The organism is Williamsia deligens, assembly GCF_024171765.1.
Lineage (GTDB): Bacteria > Actinomycetota > Actinomycetes > Mycobacteriales > Mycobacteriaceae > Williamsia_A > Williamsia_A deligens.
In genome coordinates this window covers 285,271-304,398 of the sequence record NZ_JAMTCI010000003.1, presented here as the reverse complement: position 1 = coordinate 304,398, position 19,128 = coordinate 285,271, and the positions used below count along the sequence as shown (strand labels likewise).

The 19,128-nt window shown below is 69.9% G+C and carries 20 protein-coding genes and 1 tRNA gene; 5 read left to right on the top strand and 16 right to left on the bottom strand.

Translation table 11 applies throughout. The features are described from left to right. Nucleotides 1–173: 173 nt before the first annotated feature. Nucleotides 174–989 carry a class I SAM-dependent methyltransferase gene (locus LX14_RS18660; RefSeq protein WP_253648859.1) on the top strand — a complete coding sequence of 272 codons (816 nt, stop codon included), beginning with the start codon at nucleotides 174–176 and terminating at the stop codon, nucleotides 987–989. A gap of 15 nt (nucleotides 990–1,004) precedes the next feature. On the opposite strand, the gene LX14_RS18655 is transcribed toward LX14_RS18660, so the two are convergent. The 5 genes from LX14_RS18655 to LX14_RS18635 all read right to left on the bottom strand — a co-directional run bounded on the left by LX14_RS18655 (nucleotide 1,005) and on the right by LX14_RS18635 (nucleotide 4,801). Next, complete coding sequence (locus LX14_RS18655) at nucleotides 1,005–1,766, bottom strand: helix-turn-helix domain-containing protein (protein ID WP_253648858.1); 762 nt, start codon at nucleotides 1,764–1,766, stop codon at nucleotides 1,005–1,007. Next, nucleotides 1,763–2,098, bottom strand: a complete 336-nt coding sequence (locus LX14_RS18650) for a hypothetical protein (protein ID WP_253648857.1) — start codon at nucleotides 2,096–2,098, stop codon at nucleotides 1,763–1,765. Before LX14_RS18650 ends, LX14_RS18655 begins: the two co-directional genes overlap by 4 nt. 75 nt (nucleotides 2,099–2,173) lie before the next feature. Beyond that, the gene (locus LX14_RS18645) at nucleotides 2,174–2,938 is read right to left on the bottom strand and encodes an amino acid ABC transporter ATP-binding protein (protein ID WP_301283867.1); all 765 of its coding nucleotides are present in this window, start codon (nucleotides 2,936–2,938) and stop codon (nucleotides 2,174–2,176) included. After that, entirely contained in the window at nucleotides 2,935–3,894 is a 960-nt protein-coding gene (locus LX14_RS18640; protein ID WP_253648856.1) for an amino acid ABC transporter permease, read from the bottom strand. The genes LX14_RS18645 and LX14_RS18640 overlap by 4 nt, the downstream gene beginning before the upstream one ends. A gap of 4 nt (nucleotides 3,895–3,898) precedes the next feature. Continuing rightward, nucleotides 3,899–4,801: an ABC transporter substrate-binding protein gene (locus tag LX14_RS18635; RefSeq protein WP_372505453.1), complete on the bottom strand. Its 903-nt coding sequence runs from the start codon at nucleotides 4,799–4,801 to the stop codon at nucleotides 3,899–3,901. Between the two features lie 170 nt (nucleotides 4,802–4,971). Between LX14_RS18635 and LX14_RS18630 the strand changes: the two genes are divergently transcribed. Then, complete coding sequence (locus LX14_RS18630; protein ID WP_253648855.1) at nucleotides 4,972–5,496, top strand: 2'-5' RNA ligase family protein; 525 nt, start codon at nucleotides 4,972–4,974, stop codon at nucleotides 5,494–5,496. Between the two features lie 22 nt (nucleotides 5,497–5,518). Here the strand turns inward: LX14_RS18630 and polA are convergent, their stop codons facing one another. The 7 genes from polA to LX14_RS18595 form a co-directional block, all read right to left on the bottom strand. Continuing rightward, complete coding sequence (gene polA / locus LX14_RS18625) at nucleotides 5,519–8,275, bottom strand: DNA polymerase I (RefSeq protein ID WP_253648854.1); 2,757 nt, start codon at nucleotides 8,273–8,275, stop codon at nucleotides 5,519–5,521. A 51-nt stretch (nucleotides 8,276–8,326) separates the two neighbouring features. Next, the gene (locus LX14_RS18620) at nucleotides 8,327–9,058 is read right to left on the bottom strand and encodes an ABC transporter ATP-binding protein (RefSeq protein WP_253648853.1); all 732 of its coding nucleotides are present in this window, start codon (nucleotides 9,056–9,058) and stop codon (nucleotides 8,327–8,329) included. 7 nt (nucleotides 9,059–9,065) lie between these two features. Further along, entirely contained in the window at nucleotides 9,066–10,037 is a 972-nt protein-coding gene (locus LX14_RS18615) for an ABC transporter ATP-binding protein (RefSeq protein ID WP_253648911.1), read from the bottom strand. A gap of 35 nt (nucleotides 10,038–10,072) precedes the next feature. Continuing rightward, a complete protein-coding gene (locus LX14_RS18610) occupies nucleotides 10,073–11,293 on the bottom strand; it encodes a branched-chain amino acid ABC transporter permease (protein ID WP_253648852.1) in 1,221 nt (406 codons plus the stop codon). Beyond that, nucleotides 11,290–12,324 (bottom strand): branched-chain amino acid ABC transporter permease, encoded by a 1,035-nt coding sequence (locus LX14_RS18605; protein WP_253648851.1) that lies wholly within the window; start codon nucleotides 12,322–12,324, stop codon nucleotides 11,290–11,292. The genes LX14_RS18610 and LX14_RS18605 overlap by 4 nt, the downstream gene beginning before the upstream one ends. A 94-nt stretch (nucleotides 12,325–12,418) precedes the next feature. Then, on the bottom strand, nucleotides 12,419–13,645 hold the full coding sequence (locus tag LX14_RS18600) for a branched-chain amino acid ABC transporter substrate-binding protein (RefSeq protein WP_253648850.1): 1,227 nt from the start codon (nucleotides 13,643–13,645) through the stop codon (nucleotides 12,419–12,421). 210 nt (nucleotides 13,646–13,855) lie between these two features. Further along, nucleotides 13,856–14,443 (bottom strand): ANTAR domain-containing response regulator, encoded by a 588-nt coding sequence (locus LX14_RS18595; RefSeq protein ID WP_253648910.1) that lies wholly within the window; start codon nucleotides 14,441–14,443, stop codon nucleotides 13,856–13,858. A 258-nt stretch (nucleotides 14,444–14,701) separates the two neighbouring features. Between LX14_RS18595 and LX14_RS18590 the strand changes: the two genes are divergently transcribed. Both LX14_RS18590 and LX14_RS18585 read left to right on the top strand, forming a co-directional pair. Further along, nucleotides 14,702–14,778, top strand: a tRNA-Leu gene (locus tag LX14_RS18590). A gap of 117 nt (nucleotides 14,779–14,895) precedes the next feature. Further along, nucleotides 14,896–15,540 carry a DUF8020 domain-containing protein gene (locus LX14_RS18585; RefSeq protein WP_253648849.1) on the top strand — a complete coding sequence of 215 codons (645 nt, stop codon included), beginning with the start codon at nucleotides 14,896–14,898 and terminating at the stop codon, nucleotides 15,538–15,540. 22 nt (nucleotides 15,541–15,562) lie between these two features. On the opposite strand, the gene LX14_RS18580 is transcribed toward LX14_RS18585, so the two are convergent. From LX14_RS18580 to LX14_RS18565, 4 genes are read right to left on the bottom strand one after another with little or no spacing between them, the layout of a single operon-like run. Continuing rightward, the gene (locus tag LX14_RS18580; protein WP_253648848.1) at nucleotides 15,563–15,946 is read right to left on the bottom strand and encodes a YchJ family protein; all 384 of its coding nucleotides are present in this window, start codon (nucleotides 15,944–15,946) and stop codon (nucleotides 15,563–15,565) included. Between the two features lie 22 nt (nucleotides 15,947–15,968). Continuing rightward, nucleotides 15,969–16,718, bottom strand: a complete 750-nt coding sequence (locus LX14_RS18575; RefSeq protein WP_253648847.1) for an MBL fold metallo-hydrolase — start codon at nucleotides 16,716–16,718, stop codon at nucleotides 15,969–15,971. 60 nt (nucleotides 16,719–16,778) lie between these two features. Beyond that, complete coding sequence (locus tag LX14_RS18570) at nucleotides 16,779–17,579, bottom strand: alpha/beta fold hydrolase (RefSeq protein ID WP_253648846.1); 801 nt, start codon at nucleotides 17,577–17,579, stop codon at nucleotides 16,779–16,781. Next, nucleotides 17,576–18,154, bottom strand: a complete 579-nt coding sequence (locus LX14_RS18565) for a TetR/AcrR family transcriptional regulator (protein ID WP_253648845.1) — start codon at nucleotides 18,152–18,154, stop codon at nucleotides 17,576–17,578. The genes LX14_RS18570 and LX14_RS18565 overlap by 4 nt, the downstream gene beginning before the upstream one ends. A 305-nt stretch (nucleotides 18,155–18,459) precedes the next feature. On the opposite strand from LX14_RS18565, the gene LX14_RS18560 reads away from it, so the two are divergent. After that, nucleotides 18,460–19,128, top strand: a complete 669-nt coding sequence (locus tag LX14_RS18560; RefSeq protein WP_253648844.1) for an HAD family hydrolase — start codon at nucleotides 18,460–18,462, stop codon at nucleotides 19,126–19,128.

The following is a 19,128-nucleotide window of genomic DNA, read 5'->3' as shown; positions in this document are numbered from 1 at the left end:
ATGCAACCGGCGAGGCGGATCTCGTGTTCCGCCACCGGTCGTCTCGTCGGCCGTGCGGCCGAACTGACCGGGGCATGACTCCCCACGCGAGCATGGGCACGCGCACGCCTGAGATTACGCGAGCGCGACGGTGCTGGACAAACACGGGTTCACGACAGGGCGGGAGTGGACGGGTGAGCAGACCGGCGCGAGGCCCCCGACCGGACTCCGCGGCCAGTGAGGACGCGAATCGTCGCTGGTGGGACGCCGATGCCGCCTCCTACGACGCCGAGCACGGACGATTCCTCGGCGTCGACTCCCCCGCCGGTGAGTTCGTGTGGTGTCCGGAGGGTCTGCACGAGGGCGACGCGCGGCTGCTCGGCGACGTCGTCGACCGCGACGTGCTCGAGATCGGGTGCGGGTCGGCGCCGTGCGCGCGATGGCTCGCCGACCACGGGGCGCACGTCGTCGGCCTCGACGTCTCGGCCGCCATGCTCGCCCGTGGGCGTCGGGCGATCGCAGACGGGTCCGCGTCCGGGGTGCCCGCGCTGGTGCAGGCCGGCGCCGAGAACCTCCCCTTCGCCGACGAGTCGTTCGACGTCGTGTGTTCGGCGTTCGGTGCGGTGCCGTTCGTGGCCGACTCCGCGCGGGTGATGGCAGAGGTGGCGCGGGTGCTGCGACCGGGCGGTCGGTGGGTCTTCGCGGTGAACCACCCGATGCGGTGGGCCTTCCCCGACGATCCCGGACCCGCCGGGCTCACCGTCGCGATCCCGTACTTCGACCGGACCCCGTACGTGGAGGTCGACGACGCGGGGCGGGTCTCCTACGCGGAGCACCACCGCACGATCGGCGACCGGGTCCGGGAGATCCGCGCGGCCGGACTCGTCCTCGACGACATCGTCGAACCCGAGTGGCCGGAATGGCTCGAGCAGGAGTGGGGTCAGTGGAGTCCGCTGCGCGGCCAGTACTTCCCCGGCACCGCGATCTTCGTGACCCACCTGCCCCGCTGAGGCGTCGGGGCCCCGTCATCGGGCGGTGAACCACGCGCGGGTCTCGTCGTCGGCCGGGAAGAACAGCTCGACGGCCAGCTCCTCGACGGTGATGTCCCCGGCCGTCTGCACCGCCGCGCTCATCGAGAACAGCGACACCACCGCGTCGCCGACGCGCAGCCGCAGCAGCACGACCGGATCCGTGGGCGCAGGCGCCTCGTCGGGGAACCGGTCGAACTCCGCGAGCACCGCGCGGAGATCCGCGTCTCCGGTCGCTCTGTGGCGCCGACGGACCCGCCCCAGCAGATGCGCGCGCCATGTCGGCAGGTCGACGATCCGCGGCGCGAGGCCGCCGGCGTCCAGTGTCAGCCGGAGCACGTCGATCGGCGGCGCGAGGAGCTCCTCGGCGCATCCCACGAGCAACGGCGCCACGGCGTCGTTCGCCGCGACGACCCGCCACCGGCGGTCGAGGACGAGGGCCGGGTACGGACGGTGCGCGTCGAGGATCGTCGTCATCGCCTCCGCGACCGCGGCCACCTCGGGGTCGTCGAGGGCGTGTTCGGAATGGACCGGGGCGTGCCCCGCCGCCAGCAGCAGGCCGTTGCGGTCGCGGAGCGGGACGTCGAGGTGGTCGGCGAGACGGAGGACCATCGCCGCCGACGGTCTCGACCGACCGGTCTCCACCCAGCTGAGGTGGCGGGTCGACACGCCGGTCTCCGCCGACACGGCCAGTTGACTCAGTCCCCGTCGCTCGCGCCATCCGCGCAGCTGCTCCCCCACCGGGACGCGGGTGCTCACCGGCGGCCCGGTGCGGATGGAGGCGCCGCCACCGGGGGCATCACGATGATCGACGCCCAGAAATCATGCGGCAGTTCGTCGCCCGCGCGGAGCACGTGGGCGAGGCCCCACGCCATGCCGATCCCGAGCAGACCGAGCCACAGTCCGGCGACGGCGATGACGGTCACCGCGAGGGCGGTCGCCCACGGTGCGTGCGCCACCGCGAGCAACAGCGGCGCGAACCCGAAGCCGCACCCGACGAACCAGGCGGACAGCGTGCGGTCGGCGACCATCACCGGCCGCAGCCACCGGGGCAGGCTCGCCGGGACCGGCGGCGTGGGCGGATGCGGCATGGTGACCTCCTCGGTGACGACCCCATCGTGGTCGCACACAGGTCATCGCGTCGATGACCTCGGAGGTCATGTCCGTCAGAGGATGCGGGAGAGGAAGGTCTTGGTGCGCTCCTCACGGGGCGCCGACAACACCTCGCTCGGGATCCCGCTCTCGACGATCCGCCCGGCGTCCATGAAGACCAGGTGATCGGCGACCTCGCGGGCGAAACCCATCTCGTGGGTGACGACGACCATCGTCATCCCCTCCGAGGCCAGGTTGCGCATGACCTGCAGCACGTCGCCGACGAGTTCCGGGTCGAGCGCGGACGTCGGCTCGTCGAACAGCATGAGCTTGGGGTCCATCGCCAGCGCGCGGGCGATCGCGACCCGTTGTTGCTGTCCGCCCGACAGCTGCGCCGGATAGGCCTCCGCCTTGTCGGACAGGCCCACCTGGTCGAGGAGATCGCGGGCACGGGAGACGGCCTTCGCCCGGTCGACACCCTTGACCCGGATCGGCGCCTCGACGATGTTCTCCAGCGCCGTGCGGTGGCCGAACAGGTTGAAGTGCTGGAACACCATGCCGATGTCCCGGCGCTGCCTGGCCGCCTGTTTCCCGCTCAGCTCGTAGAGCTTGCCGCCGGACTCGCGGTAGCCGATCAGGTCACCGTCGACGTACAGGCGGCCGGCGGTGACGGTCTCCAGGTGGTTGATGCACCGCAGGAAGGTCGACTTCCCCGACCCTGACGGTCCGATCACGCAGAGCACCTCGCCGCGCCCCACCTCGAGGGACACCCCGTTGAGCACCCGGAGGGACCCGAAGTCCTTGCAGACCTGCTCGGCCCGCACCATCGGTGTCGTCATGAGCCTCCCGCCCCCGCACTGCCGTCGCGATTGCCGGTCGCGGCCGCGAGGGCCGCGAGCTGCCGTCCCGTCAGCTGTCGTGTCGCCCCGCGGGCGTAGTACCGCTCGACGTAGAACTGACCGACCATGAGGATGCTGGTGACCACGAGGTACCAGGTCGACGCGACCAGCAGCAGCGGGATCGGTTGGAAGTTCACGCCGGAGATGTCGTTGGCGCGACCGTAGAGTTCCAGGCTGTAGGGCACCGCGGTCACCAGGGTGGTGGTCTTCAGCATGCTGATGACCTCGTTGCCCGTGGGCGGGATGATCACCCGCATCGCCTGCGGCAGGACCGTGCGCCACATCGTCTGCGCCCACGACATGCCGAGCGCCTTGGACGCCTCGGTCTGGCCCTCCCCGACCGACAGGATCCCGGCGCGCACGATCTCGGCCATGTAGGCCGACTCGTTCAGCGCGAGTCCGATCACGGCGAAGGTGAACGCGGCATTGAGGTCCTGGATGTCGAACTGGGCGAACGTCGTCGAGAAGGGGATGCCCAGCTTGATCGTCTTGTAGATCGACGGGAACAGACCCCAGAACACCAACTGCACGTAGACCGGGGTGCCGCGGAAGATCCACAGGTAGACCCAGCTCACCGTCCGCAGCACCGGGTTCGGGGTCAGGCGCATCACCGCGAGCAGCGCGCCGAGCAGCACGCCGATCACCATGGACAGCACCGTCAGCGCGAGGGTGTACCCGACGCCGGAGAGGATCCTGGTGTCGAACAGGTACTTGCCGTAGGTCGACCACCCGTAGGCCGGGTTGGTGGCCGCGCCGTAGACGAACAGCACGACGAGGATCGCGACGACCACAGCGGCCGCCCACTGCCCCGGGCGACGGACGGGTATGGCCTTGATCGGCACCGGATCCGACGGGCCGGGAACACCCTGGCCCCCGCCGGATTCGCTGGATGTCACCGCGTCAGCTGGTGGCGCCGTTGATCACGGACTGGGTGACGGCGCCGTCCTGCACGCCCCACGAGCCTGCGATGGCGCGGTACGTCCCGTTGTCGATCAACGCCTGGACGGCCTTCTGCAGGAGCGGTCCGAGCGGGGAGCCCTTCGTGACGGGGTAGCCGTAGGGCGCCGAGTCGAAGATGGACCCTGCCTTCTCGATCTTCCCGGTCGACTGCTTGATCGCGTAGGCGGTGACCGGCGAGTCCGCCGACATCGCGTCGACACGACCGAGGACGAGCGCGTTGGTGGCGTCGGCCTGGCTGTCGTACTTCTGCTTGTTGATGGCGGGCTTGCCGGCCTTGGTGCAGGCCTCGCTCTTCGCCGGGATCTCGTCGGTGTCCTGGACCGTGTCGGACTGGACGGCGACCCGCAGGCCACAGGCGTTGTTCGGGTCGACGGTCTTCCCCGACGGCTGCGCCCACTGCGTGCCCGCGCTGAAGTAGTCGACGAAATCGACCTGCTGCTGCCGCGCCTTGGAGTCGGTGAAGGACGACATGCCCATGTCGTATGTCCCCTGCTGGACCGCCGGGATGATCTTGGCGAAGTCCGACTCCTTGTACTCCGCCCGCACGCCGAGGGTGGCGGCGATCGCGTTCACGAGGTCGACGTCGAAGCCGACGATCTTGCCGCTGGAGTCCTTGAACTCGTTGGGCGCGTAGGGCACGTTCACTCCGACGACGATCGCGCCGGCGGTCTTGATCTTCTCGGGCAGCTGCGCCGCGAGCGCGTCGTTCTTCGCGACCGAGGTGGGCGCACCCGACGACGGGGCCGCGCCCGAATCACCGCCCTCGCTGTTCGAGCAGCCTGCGGCTGCGAGCAGGACCACCGCCGCGGCGGCGATGGTGGTGGCGAGTCGTGTCGATCGCACTGGGAATCCCCCTCGGGTCGTCGGGCGACACGGCCTGTCGTCGCCTCCGGTGACAGTAGACGACATCACCGCCCCGCAGCGCCTCGGTAACCGGCAATTAACTGACCCTCCCGGCTCGGGACAATCGAGCGACCTTCCCGGGTCGAGGCCACACCGATCAGACTGTCCCCATGGCACATTCCGTGGAGCTCCTGCCGGATCCCGACGCGCAGCGGCGGGTGCGGGCGCTCTGGGACGCGCTGGCGGCGGCCGACCTGCCCAGCCAGGCGTCCGTCCTCTCGGAGTCGAACCGCCCCCACATCACGCTGGTCGCTGCTCGCACGGTCGGCGACACCGCCGACGACGCGCTCCGCGAGCTGGCGTCGGCGCGGCTGCCGGTACCCGTGATGCTCGGTGCGCCGGTGGTGTTCGGCGGGCGGACCGCGACCGTCGCGCTCGCCGTCGTCCCCACCGCCGATCTGCTGGCCACGCACGCGGCGGTGGTCGAGACGAGCGCCGTGGCGGTCGACGACATGGTGGAGCACTGCACGCCCGGACGGTGGACCGCCCACGTCACGGTGGCGCGCCGGGTGCCGTTCGATCTCCTGGGCGCCGTGATGCGCGTGGTCGTCGACCACCGGATCGACGACGAGATCCACCTCGCCGGGCTCCGACGATGGGATTCCGACGCCCGGTCGGTGACCGACCTGACCTGACGCCGCCCGCAGCCCCGCAGCGCTAGTGCGCGGCCTCGTCCCAGCTGCGGCCGTAGCCGACCGACACGTCGAGCGGCACCGACAGCTCGATGGCGCCGCCCATCTTCGCGCGCACCATCTCCTCGAGTGCCTCGCGTTCTCCGGGCGCCACCTCGAACACGAGCTCGTCGTGCACCTGGAGCAGCATCCGGGACCGCAGTGCGCCATCGGTGAGCGCCCGCTGCACGTCGATCATGGCGACCTTGATGATGTCGGCCGCGGTCCCCTGGATCGGTGCGTTCAGCGCGGCACGCTCGGCGACGTCGCGACGCTGACGGTTGTCGCTGTTGAGGTCGGGCAGATACCGGCGTCGGCCGAACAGCGTGGACGTGTACTCGTTGCGGCGTGCCTCCTCGACCGTCTCGTGCAGGTAGTCGCGGACGCCGCCGAAGCGCGAGAAGTAGGCGTCCATCTGCTCCTTGGCCTCGGTGGTGCTGATCTTGAGCTGCGCCGCCAGGCCGAACGCGCTGAGACCGTAGGCCAGTCCGTAGGACATCGCCTTCACCCGCCGGCGCATGTCGACGGTGACCTCGTCGATGGGGACACCGAACGCCCGGGACCCGACGAAGCTGTGCAGGTCCTCCCCGGTGTTGAACGCCTCGATGAGTCCGGCGTCCTCCGAGAGGTGCGCCATGATCCGCATCTCGATCTGGCTGTAGTCCGCGGTCATCAGCGTCTCGTAGGGGTCGCCCGAGGGCGAGACACCCACCACGAACCCCTTGCGGATGTCGCGGCCGGCCTCGGTGCGCACGGGGATGTTCTGGAGGTTGGGTTCCGTCGAGGACAGCCGCCCGGTGGCCGCGATGGTCTGGTTGAACGTCGTGTGGATGCGGCGGTCGTCGGACACGGACTTCAGCAGTCCGTCGACGGTGACCTTGAGCCGGGTGGCGTCCCGGTGTTCGAGCAGGTGCTCGAGGAACGGGTGCTGCGTCTTCTCGTACAGACCTGCCAGCGCGTCGGCGTCGGTGGTGTAGCCGGTCTTGGTGCGCTTCGTCTTCGGCATCTCGAGCTTGTCGAAGAGGACGGTCTGCAGCTGCTTGGGGGATCCGAGGTTGATCTGCTCCCCGATGACCGCGTACGCGGCGTCGGCCGCGGTGCGGATCCGGTCGGCGAAACCCTGACCGAGCTCGTCGAGGTGTGCGGTGTCGACGGCGATCCCGGCCGCCTCGATCTCCGCGAGCACCATGAGCAGCGGCAACTCCATGTCGGTCAGCAGCGACAACGAGTCGATCGTCCTCAGCTCGCCGTCGAGCGTGGCGGCGAGCTCGTGGACGGCCTGGGCGGCGATCATCTGCTGCTCGGCCGCGTGGGCCTCCTCGGCCTCACCGTCGAGCAGGGACATCTGTCCGTCGTCGGGGGCGTCGTCCGACCGCAGCTCGCGACGCAGGTACCGCAGGGCCAGGTCGTCGAGGTTGAACGACCGCTGACCGGGCCGTACAAGGTAGGCGGCCAGCGAGGTGTCGCTGGTGACGCCGGCCAGAGGCCACCCGCGTCCCCGCAGCGCGTGGAACGCCCACTTGGCCTCGTGGACCGCCTTGGCGGCGGTCGTGTCACCGAGCCACTCGACGAGTGCGTCCTCGTCGTCGGGCTCGACGACGGCCGTGTCGAGATAGGCGGCGCTGCCGTCCTCCGCCGCGAAGGCGATGCCCTCGGTGTCGGAGTCGAACACGCGGGCCGGACCGACGACGCTCAGCGCGGTGCGCCCGGTGCGGGCGTGTGCGTCGAGCCAGGCGCGCACCGATCCCGGTGCCAGCACCTCGCCGTTGACCTCGAAACCGGACTCGGCCTCGGGCTCGACCGAGCTGAGGGTGGAGAACAGGCGGTCGCGCAGGACCCGGAACTCGAGGTCGTCGAAGAGTTGGTGGATCTTGTCGCGGTCCCACGGCTTGAGGGCGAGGTCCTCCGGGCCGTACGGCAACTCGACGTCGCGGACGAGCTCGGTGAGACGGCGGTTCATCAGCACCGACGAGAGGTTCTCGCGCAGCGCGTCGCCGACCTTGCCCTTGACCTGGTCGACGTCGTGCACGAGGGAGTCGAGCGAGCCGTACTCGCGGATCCACTTCGCCGCGGTCTTCTCCCCCACCCCGGGGATGCCGGGGAGGTTGTCGCTCGGGTCACCGCGGAGCGCGGCGTAGTCGGGGTATTGCGCCGGCGTCAGGCCGTACTTCTTGTCCACCTCCTCGGGGGTGAACCGGGTGAGGTCCGAGACGCCCTTGCGGGGATAGAGGACCGTCGTCTGGTCGTCGACGAGTTGCAGGGCGTCACGGTCGCCGGTGACGGCGAGGACGCGGAACCCGGCGGCGCGGGCCTGCGTGGTGAGGGTGGCGATGATGTCGTCGGCCTCGTACCCCTCGATGGCCATGACCGGGATGCCCATGGCCGCGAGGACGTCCTTGGTCAGGTCCACCTGTCCGGCGAACTCGTCGGGCGACTTGGACCGCTGCGCTTTGTACTCGGAGAACATCTCCGCACGGAACGTCTGGCGCGAGACGTCGAAGGCGGCCGCGATGTGCGTCGGCGCCTCGTCCCGCAGGAGGTTGATCAGCATCGACGTGAACCCGTAGACCGCGTTGGTGGTCTGTCCCGACGCCGTCTTGAAGTTCTCGGCCGGGAGCGCGAAGAACGCTCGGTAGGCCAGGGAGTGGCCGTCGAGGAGCATCAGCGTCGGCACCGACGACCCCTTCGCGGACGATCCCTTCGCGGGGGCGGTACGGGTCGCGGACGGCGAGGCGGGAGTCACAGCTCCCGAGTCTAGGGAGCGCCTGCGACAGGGCGCGAGGACCCGGTGCGCTCAGGCGACGCCGAGGTAGGCGTTGCGGATGGAGTCGTCGGCGAGCAGCTCGGCGCCTGTGCCCGACCGGGTGATCTCGCCGGTCTCCAGGACGTACCCGCGATCGCACCGCTTGAGCGCCTGGTGGGCGTTCTGCTCGACCAGGAGGATGGTGGTGCCCGCCGCGTTGATCTCGCCGATGATGTCGAAGATCTGCGCGATGACCATCGGTGCGAGCCCCATCGACGGCTCGTCGAGCAGGAGCAGCGTCGGACGCGCCATCATCGCGCGACCGATCGCGAGCATCTGCTGCTCGCCGCCGGACATGGTGCCGCCGAGCTGGGACCGCCGTTCGGCCAGTCGGGGGAACAGGTCGAAGACGCGGTCGCGGGTGGCGGCGTAGTCGGCCTTGGAGTCGAAACCCCGCCCGTAGCAACCCATGTCGAGGTTCTCGACGACGGTCATCCCCGGGAAGATACGACGTCCCTCGGGCACCTGGACGACCCCCATCTTCACCCGCTTGTGGGCGGGCATGCGGGTGATGTCGGTGCCGAGGAACTCGATCGACCCCGACGACAGCGGCCGCAGCCCCGACAACCCCCGCATCGTGGTCGACTTGCCCGCGCCGTTCGCACCGAGCAGCGTGACCAGCTCCCCGGATCCCACGGTCAGCGACAGGTCGCGGATGGCCTGGATGCGGCCGTAGTGCACCGACATGTTCTCGATGCGCAGGACGATCTCGCGGTCGGTCATCGTCGCCTCACTCATGATGGTCGGTGTCGTCGCGCACGGACTCGTCCCCGTCGGAGTCGTCGGGGACACCGAGGTACGCCGAGACGACGCGCGGGTTGTCCCGCACCTCCTGCGGTGTGCCCTCGGCGATCTTGCGACCGAACTCGAGCACGACGATGCGTTCGGTCACCCCCATGACGAGTTTCATGTCGTGCTCGATGAGCAGCACGGTGAACCCGTCGTCACGCACCTTCTGGATGAGCTCCATCAGGGCGACCTTCTCGCTGGGGTTGAAGCCGGCGGCGGGCTCGTCGAGGCACAGCAGCTTCGGCTCGGTGGCCAACGCCCGGGCGATCTCGAGCCGACGTTGATCGCCGTAGGGCAGGTTGCGCGCCTTCTCCGCCGCGCGCGCGCCGATGCCCACGAACTCCAGCAGCGCCATCCCGCGGTCGACGGCGTCGCGCTCCTCACGTCGGTGTCGGGGCAGACGGAGCGCTGCGCCGAGCACCGAGGTGCCGTGCCGCGCATCGGTTCCCACGACGACGTTCTCCAGGGCGGTCATCTCGCCGAAGAGACGCACGTTCTGGAAGGTGCGGGCGATGCCGCGACGCGTGATCTGGTGCCGCTTGACCTTCTTGAGCGGCCGGCCGTCGAACGTCACCGATCCCGCCGACGGTTCGTAGACACCCGTGATCGCGTTGAAGCAGGTGGTCTTCCCGGCGCCGTTGGGGCCGATCAGCCCGAAGATGTCACCCCGGTTGATCGTGAAGTCCACGCCGTCGAGCGCGGTCACACCGCCGAACCGGACGGTGAGGCCGGACACCTCCAGCAGCGGCTCGCCCACCTTCGCCGCGATGTCGCGACTCGGTGCGACGGCGTCGGCGACGAAGTCCGGATCGGCCAGATCGGGGTTGACGGCGGTGGGGTCGACGACGGTCGTCGACGCGGGGTCGGCGAGTACCGCCTGTACCTCCTGCTCGGGTGTCGGGTCCCCCGACACCGCGCCCTGCGAGCCGTCCGAGGTGTGTCGACCGGTCACGACTTCGCCTCCACCGCAGCGGCATCGGATCGCCTGGCGCGGGCTGGCCTGCTCATCGCGGCGTAGACCTGCCGTCCGTAGGAGAGCAGGCGCGCACGGGCCGGGAACATCCCCTGCGGCCGGAAGATCATCAGGGCGACCAGCGCCACACCGAAGAACAGGTACTTGAAGTCGCCGAGGGACTGGCCGCCCACCTCGATCCCCTGAACCCGCGCGGGCAGGTAGACGATGATGAACGCCCCGACGATGACGCCGAGCTTGTTGCCCTGACCGCCGACGACGACCGCGCACAGGAAGAGCATCGAGTTGATGACAGTGAAGCCCTTCGGGTCCACGTACTGCACCTGGCCCGCGTAGAGCGCACCCGACAGTCCGCCGATGCCCGCGCCGATCACGAACGCCCACAGCTTGAACCGGAACGTCGGGACGCCCATGATCTCGGCGACGTCCTCGTCCTCGCGGATCGCGATCCACGACCGGCCGACCCGGCTGCGCTCGAGGTTGCCGACGAAGAACAGCACGGCGATCACCAGGACGAGGCCGAGCCAGAACCACCAGACGCCGAAGTTGAGGGTGCCGGAGTTGTTGCCGGAGGAGAAGACGCCGTCGGGGTTCGCGTCCGAGCGACCGATCTCCGGGAAGAGCACGTTCTGCAGACCCGCCGCGCCGTTGGTGACGTCGGTGAGGTTGTCGGCGAGCAGACGGACGATCTCGCCGAACCCCAGGGTCACGATCGCGAGATAGTCACCCCGGAGTCGCAGCGTCGGGGTCCCCAGGATCACGCCGGTGACGCCCGTCAGCACGATCGCCAGCGGTACACACGCGAGCCACGCCCAGGGACCCGAGAAGAAGCCGTGGTCGCTCGAGTTCCACACCGGGCTGGCGGGACTGGTGAACAGGGCGACCACGTAGGCGCCGACGGCGTAGAAGCCGACGTAGCCGAGGTCGAGCAGTCCGGTCTGGCCGACCACGACGTTGAGCCCGATCGCGATCAGCGCGATCATCGCGAACTGCGCCATCATGCCGCCGAAGTCGACCGCCGTCGTCGAGATGAGGGGCGGCTTGATCACCGGCAGCAGGGCGATGGCGAGCACCGCGGGGATGCCGATGGCCCACTGCTGCGGACGGGGCAGGTTGTTCCACCAGGTCCGGAGCCGGTCACCCACGCCCCGACCCCGGCCGGGAGCGGCGGTCGTGTCCGACGTCGTGGCGCTCATACGCGGGCCCTCGTCAGCTTCTCCCCGAGGATGCCGGTCGGCCGGATCATCAACACCAGGATCAACAACACGAAGGCCACCACGTCCTTCCACTGGTTGCCGAACACCACCGAACCGTAGTTCTCCATCACACCGAGCAGAAGGCCACCGAGCAGCGCGCCGCGGATGTTGCCGATACCGCCGAGGACCGCCGCCGAGAACGCCTTGATGCCGAGGATGAAGCCACCGTTGTAGACGATGCCGGTCGGTACGCGCAGCGTGTAGAGCAGCGCGGCGGCGCCGGCGAGGAGACCGCCGAGGAGGAACGTCAGCATGATGACCCGCTCACGGGACACGCCCATGAGCGTCGCGGCCTCGGGATCCTGTGCCACCGAACGGATGCCGCGGCCCAGCTTCGTCCGGTTGATGAGCGTGTCGGCGAGGAACGTCAGCACCAGCGCACTGCCGATGATGATGAGCGTCAGGTTGAACACCGAGGCGTCGAAGAGGTCGAAGAGTTTCTTCTGCTCCACGAGACGGATCCCGGGCTGCGCCGTCGACCCGCCCAGCGGCGGGTCGCCGCCGAACTTGGGGAGCACGTAGTGCACGAACTCCTGGAGGACGAACGACATCCCGATGGCGGTGATGAGGAACGTCAGGGGCTTCGCGCCGCGCTTGCGCAGCGGTCGGTACGCGACGCGTTCGAGTCCGACCGCGGTCACACCGGAGACGATCATGCCGAACACGCAGGCGATCACGAGGTACATCAGCGTCATCGCCGTGCCCTCGGCGTAGGCGTTGCCCGACGGCGTGAAGCCGAGCAGCAACAGCGCGACGTACTGGCCGAACATGCCCACCATGAACACTTCCGAGTGGGCGAAGTTGATGAGTTTCAGGACGCCGTAGACGAGTGTGTACCCGACCGCCACGAGCGCGTAGATCGCGCCGTAGGTCAGTCCCTCGATGGTGAGCGTCCAGAACCCGTCGTAGAGCGACCTGAGGTCGAAGTCGACGGTCGAGGCCAGGACCATCCCGTCGGCCAGTGCATGCATTCCCGTGGTTCCCTCCCGGCCGAAGCCGACCGCGCGGAGCCGTCACACGGCGGTGCGCCCGGACCCGCGTCCGGGCGCACCACCGATCGTGCGACTACTTGACGTCGTACATCCAGATGAGCGAGCTGGTCAGCTCACCGTCCGACGTCCACTTGTAGGTGCGGGCCAGGCCCTGACCGTCGTAGCCGCGCACGTACTCGAGCAGCTTCGGACGGGTGGTGTTGCCGGCACCGATGCCGCGCATCAGGATCGTCGCGAGGTCGTAGGCCTCGACCGAGTACACGCCCGGGTCCTGGTTGAACTGCGTCTTGTACGCCGACTTGAAGGCGTCCGGCGCCGGCCCACACGGGCAGGACAGGTCCGAGCCCTTCGCGGCCGATCCGGCCTGCGAGACGAACTGCGGGTCGTTGACGCCGTCGCCGGAGACGAACGTCGCGCTGACGCCGGCGTTCTTCATCTGCTGCACCAGCGGTGCGGCCTCGGCGTAGTAGCCGGCGTAGAACACCGCGTCGGGCTTGGCGGCGTTGACCTTCGTGATGATCGCGGAGAAGTCGCGGTCCTTGGTCTTGACGTCACCGTTGCAGGAGCTGTCGTTCGCCGAGCCGAGGCCGGTGGTGATGGCCTTGGCCAGGCCGGCCGCGTACTCGCTGTCGTCCTTGATGACGCAGACCTTCTTGTAGCCCAGCTTGCCGGTCATGTACTTGGCGACGGCAGGACCCTGCACGTCGTCGTTGGCGAGGCCGCGGAAGAACGTCTTCCAGCCGTTGGACGCCAGCGTCGGGTTGGTCGCCGAGGCCGTCGTCGCGACGAGGCCCGCCTGGTTGAACACACTGCCGGTGGCCTTGGTCTCGCCGGAGAACGCCGGGCCGATGAGACCGATGATCGACTGGTCGTTGGTGATCTGCGGTGCGACCTGGCTGGCCTTCTGCGGGTCACCCTCGGTGTCGAAGGTCTTCAGCGAGATCTGGCAACCGGGGTTGGCCTTGTTGTGCTGGTCGACGGCGAGCTGCGCGCCGTCGCGGATGTTGATGCCCAGCGCGGCGTTGTCGCCGGTGAGCGCGCCGGCCATCGCGATGGTCGACGCGGGACAGGTCGCCTTGCCGTCACCGGCCGGCAGGATCGCCGACGAGGCGTCCGCGCTCGGCACCACCTTGCCGGAGGTGTCGATCTGGGCGACCGGCGAGATGGTGACGTCGGACGATCCGGCCGACGACGACGCACCACCCTCGGAGCCACCCGAACTCTTGCTGCCACAGGCAGACACGGTCAGCACGGTGGCCATCGCGACCGCGAAGACCCCCACCGTCACCCGACGATTCATTCCCACATCCTCCGATCGGCGGCGGCCGTGTGGACCCCGCGCGAAGTTCGTCAGCGACTGCCACTGACGCTGATGTGAGAACTTATCCCCGATCGTCCGTCCCCGCGCGACATCGGCGTCATTCATTCGTGTCGCCCCGCGTTGCCGCTCTCTTTGTGGCAAACACGTTGCGACAGTGTGACGTTCAGCCCAGGGAATAGTTAGTCGAGGTCACTTCCCCGGTTGGGTGGCGCTCTCACCGGCGTCGCCGAGGGTCTCCACGACGACCTGGGCCACCGCCTTCATCGTGGTGCGCCGGTCCATCGCCGCACGCTGGATCCACTTGAAAGCCTCGGGCTCGGAGAGTGATTGACCGGACATCAACAATCCTTTGGCGCGCTCCACGAGTTTCCGTGTCGCGAGCCGGTCGTTCATGTCCGCGATCTCACGTTCCAACGTCGTCAGCTCGGTGTAGCGCGACACCGCCACCTCGATGGCCGGGACGAGATCGGCTTTGCTGAAGGGTTTCACGAGGTAGGCCATCGCACCGGCGTCGCGGGCCTTCTCGACGAAGTCGCGCTGGGAGAACGCCGTCAGCATCACGACCGGCGCGAGACGTTTCCGGGCGATCTCCCCGGCCGCGTCGATGCCGTCCCGGACCGGCATCTTCACGTCCATGATCACCAGGTCCGGCGACAGGGACTCGGTGAGCTCGACCGCCACCTGTCCGTTCGGTGCCTCCCCGACCACGTCGTAGCCCTCCTCGCGGAGCATCTCCGTGAGGTCCATCCGGATGAGCGAGTCGTCCTCGGCCACCAGGACGCGACGGGGGGCGGGGGTCGTGTCGACGACGGGTTCGGCCGGGGCGGCGGACGGGGCCGGCTTCGGCGCCGGGCGCTGCGGCGGGACCGACGAGGGAGACGGTGCGGGCGACGACGTCACGGCGGACCTCCGGGGGACGGGGCGCGGTTCCGAGAGGCTCGGATCGCGACGGCATGTGCCGGGCAACCCTACCGGCTGGCTCCCACCACCGCGGATCCACTAGCGTGGTGCAGCGCGCTCGGCGACGGGCGCCACGCCCTCGTAGCCCAATTGGCAGAGGCAACGGATTCAAAACCCGTCCAGTGTGAGTTCGAGTCTCACCGAGGGCACCACGACAGACCCCGGTCACGCCGTCGGCGTGGTCCGCGCGCGCCGCCCGATCCCTCCGCCGATGTCGGATAGCATCCGCATCGACGCAGTTGAGGGGGATCGATATGCGGGGTGGACGCATGGGTGTCGGCACACGGGCGGTGTCGTCCATGGCGGTGCTCGTCAGTACGACGTTGGCGATCGTGGGCGGGACGGGCGTGGCGGACGCCGCGGGCCACGCCGGCTACCGGGTGACCGCGTCACCCGGCGGGGGCATCACCTCGACGGTGACGAATGCGACCTTCTCCCCCACCCCGGGTGCCCTGGCGGTCACCGACCCCCGAGGCACCGTCCTGGACCGCATCCCCACATCGGTGGTGCTGAACGGCGTGACGGTCCCGCTGCGCACCACGGTCGCGGCCGACCGGCGCACCGCGACCATCGACCCGGTCCTGAACCCGGCACTGTGGTCCGCGATCGAACACGGGCGGCATCCGGCGTCAGCACGCAAGGACCGCGCCTACTACGACATGTTGTTCCACGTGGCCAACGGCCTGAACCGAGCGGGCACGGTCTCGGCCGCCGCGGGTGCGGGTGTCGGGACCGCCGTGGGGGCCGCGGTCGGTCTCGTGGTGGGTTGCACGGTGTTCGGTGCCTGCCTCCTCGCGATCCCCGCCGCCGCCGCGGGCGCGGCGATCGGCGGGACCGTCGCCGGCGTGGTCGGGACCCAGTACGGGGACCCGCGGGCAGCACAGTCCGTCCTGACCTGGCTGTCCACCCGCTGACCCCGGCCGTCGGCGACGACGATCAGCCGACGACACCGTCGAGGTAGAACCACCGGCCGTGCTCCCGGACGAACCGGCTGCGCTCGGACAGCACGCCACGACCGTCCGCCGAACGGTGATGTGCCCGGAAGACGACCTCACCGGAGGAGTCCAGGAGACCACCCGCGGACACGGACTCGATGTCGAGGCGGTACCACCGCGTGCCCGGGTCGAGGTCGAGGCGATCCGGACGTGTCGTCGGGTGCCACGACGCGCGCAGATGGTCGACGTCGCCGAGCGCGAACGCGGTGAACCGTGACCGCATCAGCGCGACGGCGGTCGGAGCGGGTCGATCCCCCGCGAGGACGGGACCGCAACAGTCCTCCAGCGGCAGGCCGGACGTACACGGACAGCGCTCGCTCGACATCACCCCGCGAGTCTCGCAGCCGTCAGCCGGACGTGGTGCGCGCGAGGTCCACGGCCGCGGCGACCCCATCGCGCCACGGTGACCCGTGGCCGGGGAGGACGACCTGTGCCCCCGTCTGTTCCAGAGCCCCGAGCGACGCCCGCGTGCGATCGATGTCCGCGGTCGCGGCCCCGGCGACGATCCGCGGACCCGTGGCCCCTGTGTAGGGGTCGAGGGTGACCAGCGCGTCGCCGGAGATCACCGCGTCGCGGTCCGGCAGGTGCAGCGCGACGTGCCCGGCCGTGTGACCCGGCGTCGGCACCAGCACCGCCCCGCCGGGGAGCGGGGTCGTCGCGTCGAGGGTGGTGACGAGTCGGGACGGCACCCCGCGGACCGTGAGCGCGCCCGCGCCGACCATGCCGGCCAGCAACGGCCATGACCGCGGGTGGCGCAGCGGCGCCCCCACGCGGGTGTCCTGGTGCGCGTACCGGTAGGGATGCGCGACGAGACGCCGGTCCAGTTCGGGCGCGAGGACCGGGAGATCCCACTGCGACGCCAGTCGACGCGCCGTCCCCACGTGGTCGAAGTGCCCGTGGGTGAGCACGATCGCCGACAGGTCGCGCGGGGTGCGCCCGAGGTCGGCGATCGCGTCGAGCAACGGGCCGTACGACCGTGGGAGACCGGTGTCGACGAGGAGGAGACCGCCGTCGGTCTCCACGAGATAGAGATTCGTGTGGGCGTGCTCGAGGCGGTGGATCCCCGGTGCGGCGTCGCGTTCCCAGCGTGTGGTCATCGCTGCGGGTTACCCGGTGCCGGGCCCGACAACCCTGCGGGGACGAGGACGACGTCGGAGTCAGTCGCGAACGCCCACGGGGTCGCCCCGGAGGAACGCCACGACCGCCCGCGTGAAGGGGTCCGGCCGGTCGCGGTGCACGCTGTGGCCGGCGTCGATCGTGAGGAATCGACCAGCAGGCAGGGTCCCGGCGAGTGTGCGCAGGTGCCGCGGCGGCAGGAAGCTGCGGTCGCCGCCGGAGACGACGAGCACCGGCGACCGCACGCCGGCGACGGCGGCCCACCAGTCCGGGTCAGGCACGTCGAACGCCGCCTGCACGCTCGGCGCGACGGTCACGTCGAAGCGCATCAGGGGCCGCGGGTCGCGGATGAGGTCGACGACCCCGAGCACCGCCTCCCACGCCGACGCCCGCGGCGCGATCCCCTCGGCGACGTCGGCGGCGTCGCGCGGCATCGGCGGCACCTCCTCGAGCACCAGTCGACCGAACCGGTCGGGTTCGGCCATCACCGCACGCAGGGCGACGTGAGCCCCCAACGAGTGCGCGACGACGTCCACGCGTCCGGACGGACCGGCCTCGGCGAGTACCGCGAGGAGGTCGTCACGCAGAGCGTCGAGGCCATACGGCCCGCGCGAGCTCAGTCCGTGGCCGCGCTGGTCGTAGGAGACGACCGGTCGACCCTCGTCCCGCAGCCGGGACGCGAGCCGGCGCCACGTCGTGTGGTCACCACCCATCCCGTGGACGAGGAGCACCGGCCGTCCGTCACCGGTCCCGGACCGCCGGATCGCGAGATCGATGGCCCGGTCGCCGTCCAGACGCCGATGCAGTCGGACCCCACCGTCGTCGGCGGCGGTGTCGCTCACGCGGTGCCGGCGCCCTGTCCGCCTGTGCCCAGCCCGCCCAGCAGGATGTCGACCGCCTGGGCGATCAACTCGTCGTCGGGGAGTTCGCCGTACATCACCGCCGGACACAGCACCACGCCCGACATCATCTGCACGGCGGCGTCGCACCGGGGACCGTCGGCGACGGTGCCGAGCAGGTACCGGACGTGACGCTCACCGTCGGCGACGAGCGCGCGTCGGACCTCGGCGATCTGCTCCACGGTCGCGCCCTGCTGGGCCAACGCCATCAGCACCTTGTCCAGGGCGAGTTCCTCGATCGCGATCCGGAAGGCGGTGACCTCCGCGATCAGGTCCGCGCGCAGGTCGCCGGTCGCCTCGCTGTGCGGGAGATCGCCGAGCGACTCGACCGCGATGCGTAGGAGGTCGGCCCGCGCCGGCCAGTGGGTGTAGAGCGTCGTCTTGGAGTAGCCGGCGACACGGGCCACGTGCGCGTGGGTGACCGCGTCCCACCCCTCCTCGGCGAGGAGGCGACGCACGGTTCGCGAGACGTCGGCGCGGGTACGTGCCACGCGCGCATCCTCGTTGCCCACCGTCATCTCCGGTCCCTGAAGTCATCCCCCGTCGTGCCACTGTCCCCGTCGACTCTGCCATCTCCGGCCGGGAAAGCCCGGAGACGGTCCCGACAACGTCGCGTCGAAACTTCTCACCTGAAGCCTATTGGACGATGCATCCAATACTGTACGCTGTGTTTTTGACACTGTCCTGAGGGTGAAAACCGCGCGCCTTCAACGAGTTTCATCAGGAGAACTGATCCGCCGCTGTGGCGTGTTCTCCCAGGCACCCCGAGCGGGCCGATGTCGACCGCGACGTCGTCCCGTCACCCCCACCCGGAAGGCCCACCGTGTCCGCAATCCTGTTCGGCTCCATCAGCACCCTCGTCGACACCTCCGAGACGCAGCGCCGCGCCTTCAACGAGGCCTTCCGCGCCCATGACCTCGACTGGCAGTGGTCGCGCGAGGACTACCGCGCGATGCTCGACAGCAACGGTGGCGCCGACCGGATCGCCGAGTACGCCCAGCAGCGCGGGGACACCGTCGACGCCGCGGCCGTCCACCAGACCAAGTCCGAGATCTTCCGGACCCTCCTGCAGCAGGGCGACGCGACCGCACGCCCCGGCGTGCTCGAGACCATCACCACGGCGCGCGAGCGTGGCATCAAGGTCGGTCTCGTCACCACGACCTCGTCGGAGAACGTCGCCGCGATCATCTCCGCACTCGGCCCCGACGTCACCGCCTCGTCGTTCGACGTGATCACCGACGTGACGTCCGTCGACTCCCCCAAGCCGGACAAAGCCGTCTACATCCATGCGCTCGACCAGCTCGGCGAGCAGGCCGGCGACGTCGTCGCGATCGAGGACAACAAGGGCGGCGTCACCGCCGCCGCCGCCGCGTCCATCCGCTGCATCGCGTTCCCCAACGAGAACACCGCCGGCACCACCTTCGCAGAGGCACTCGAGCAGGTCGACTCCCTCGACCCGGCCCACGTCGGCGATCTCGCCGCCGCCGCCTGA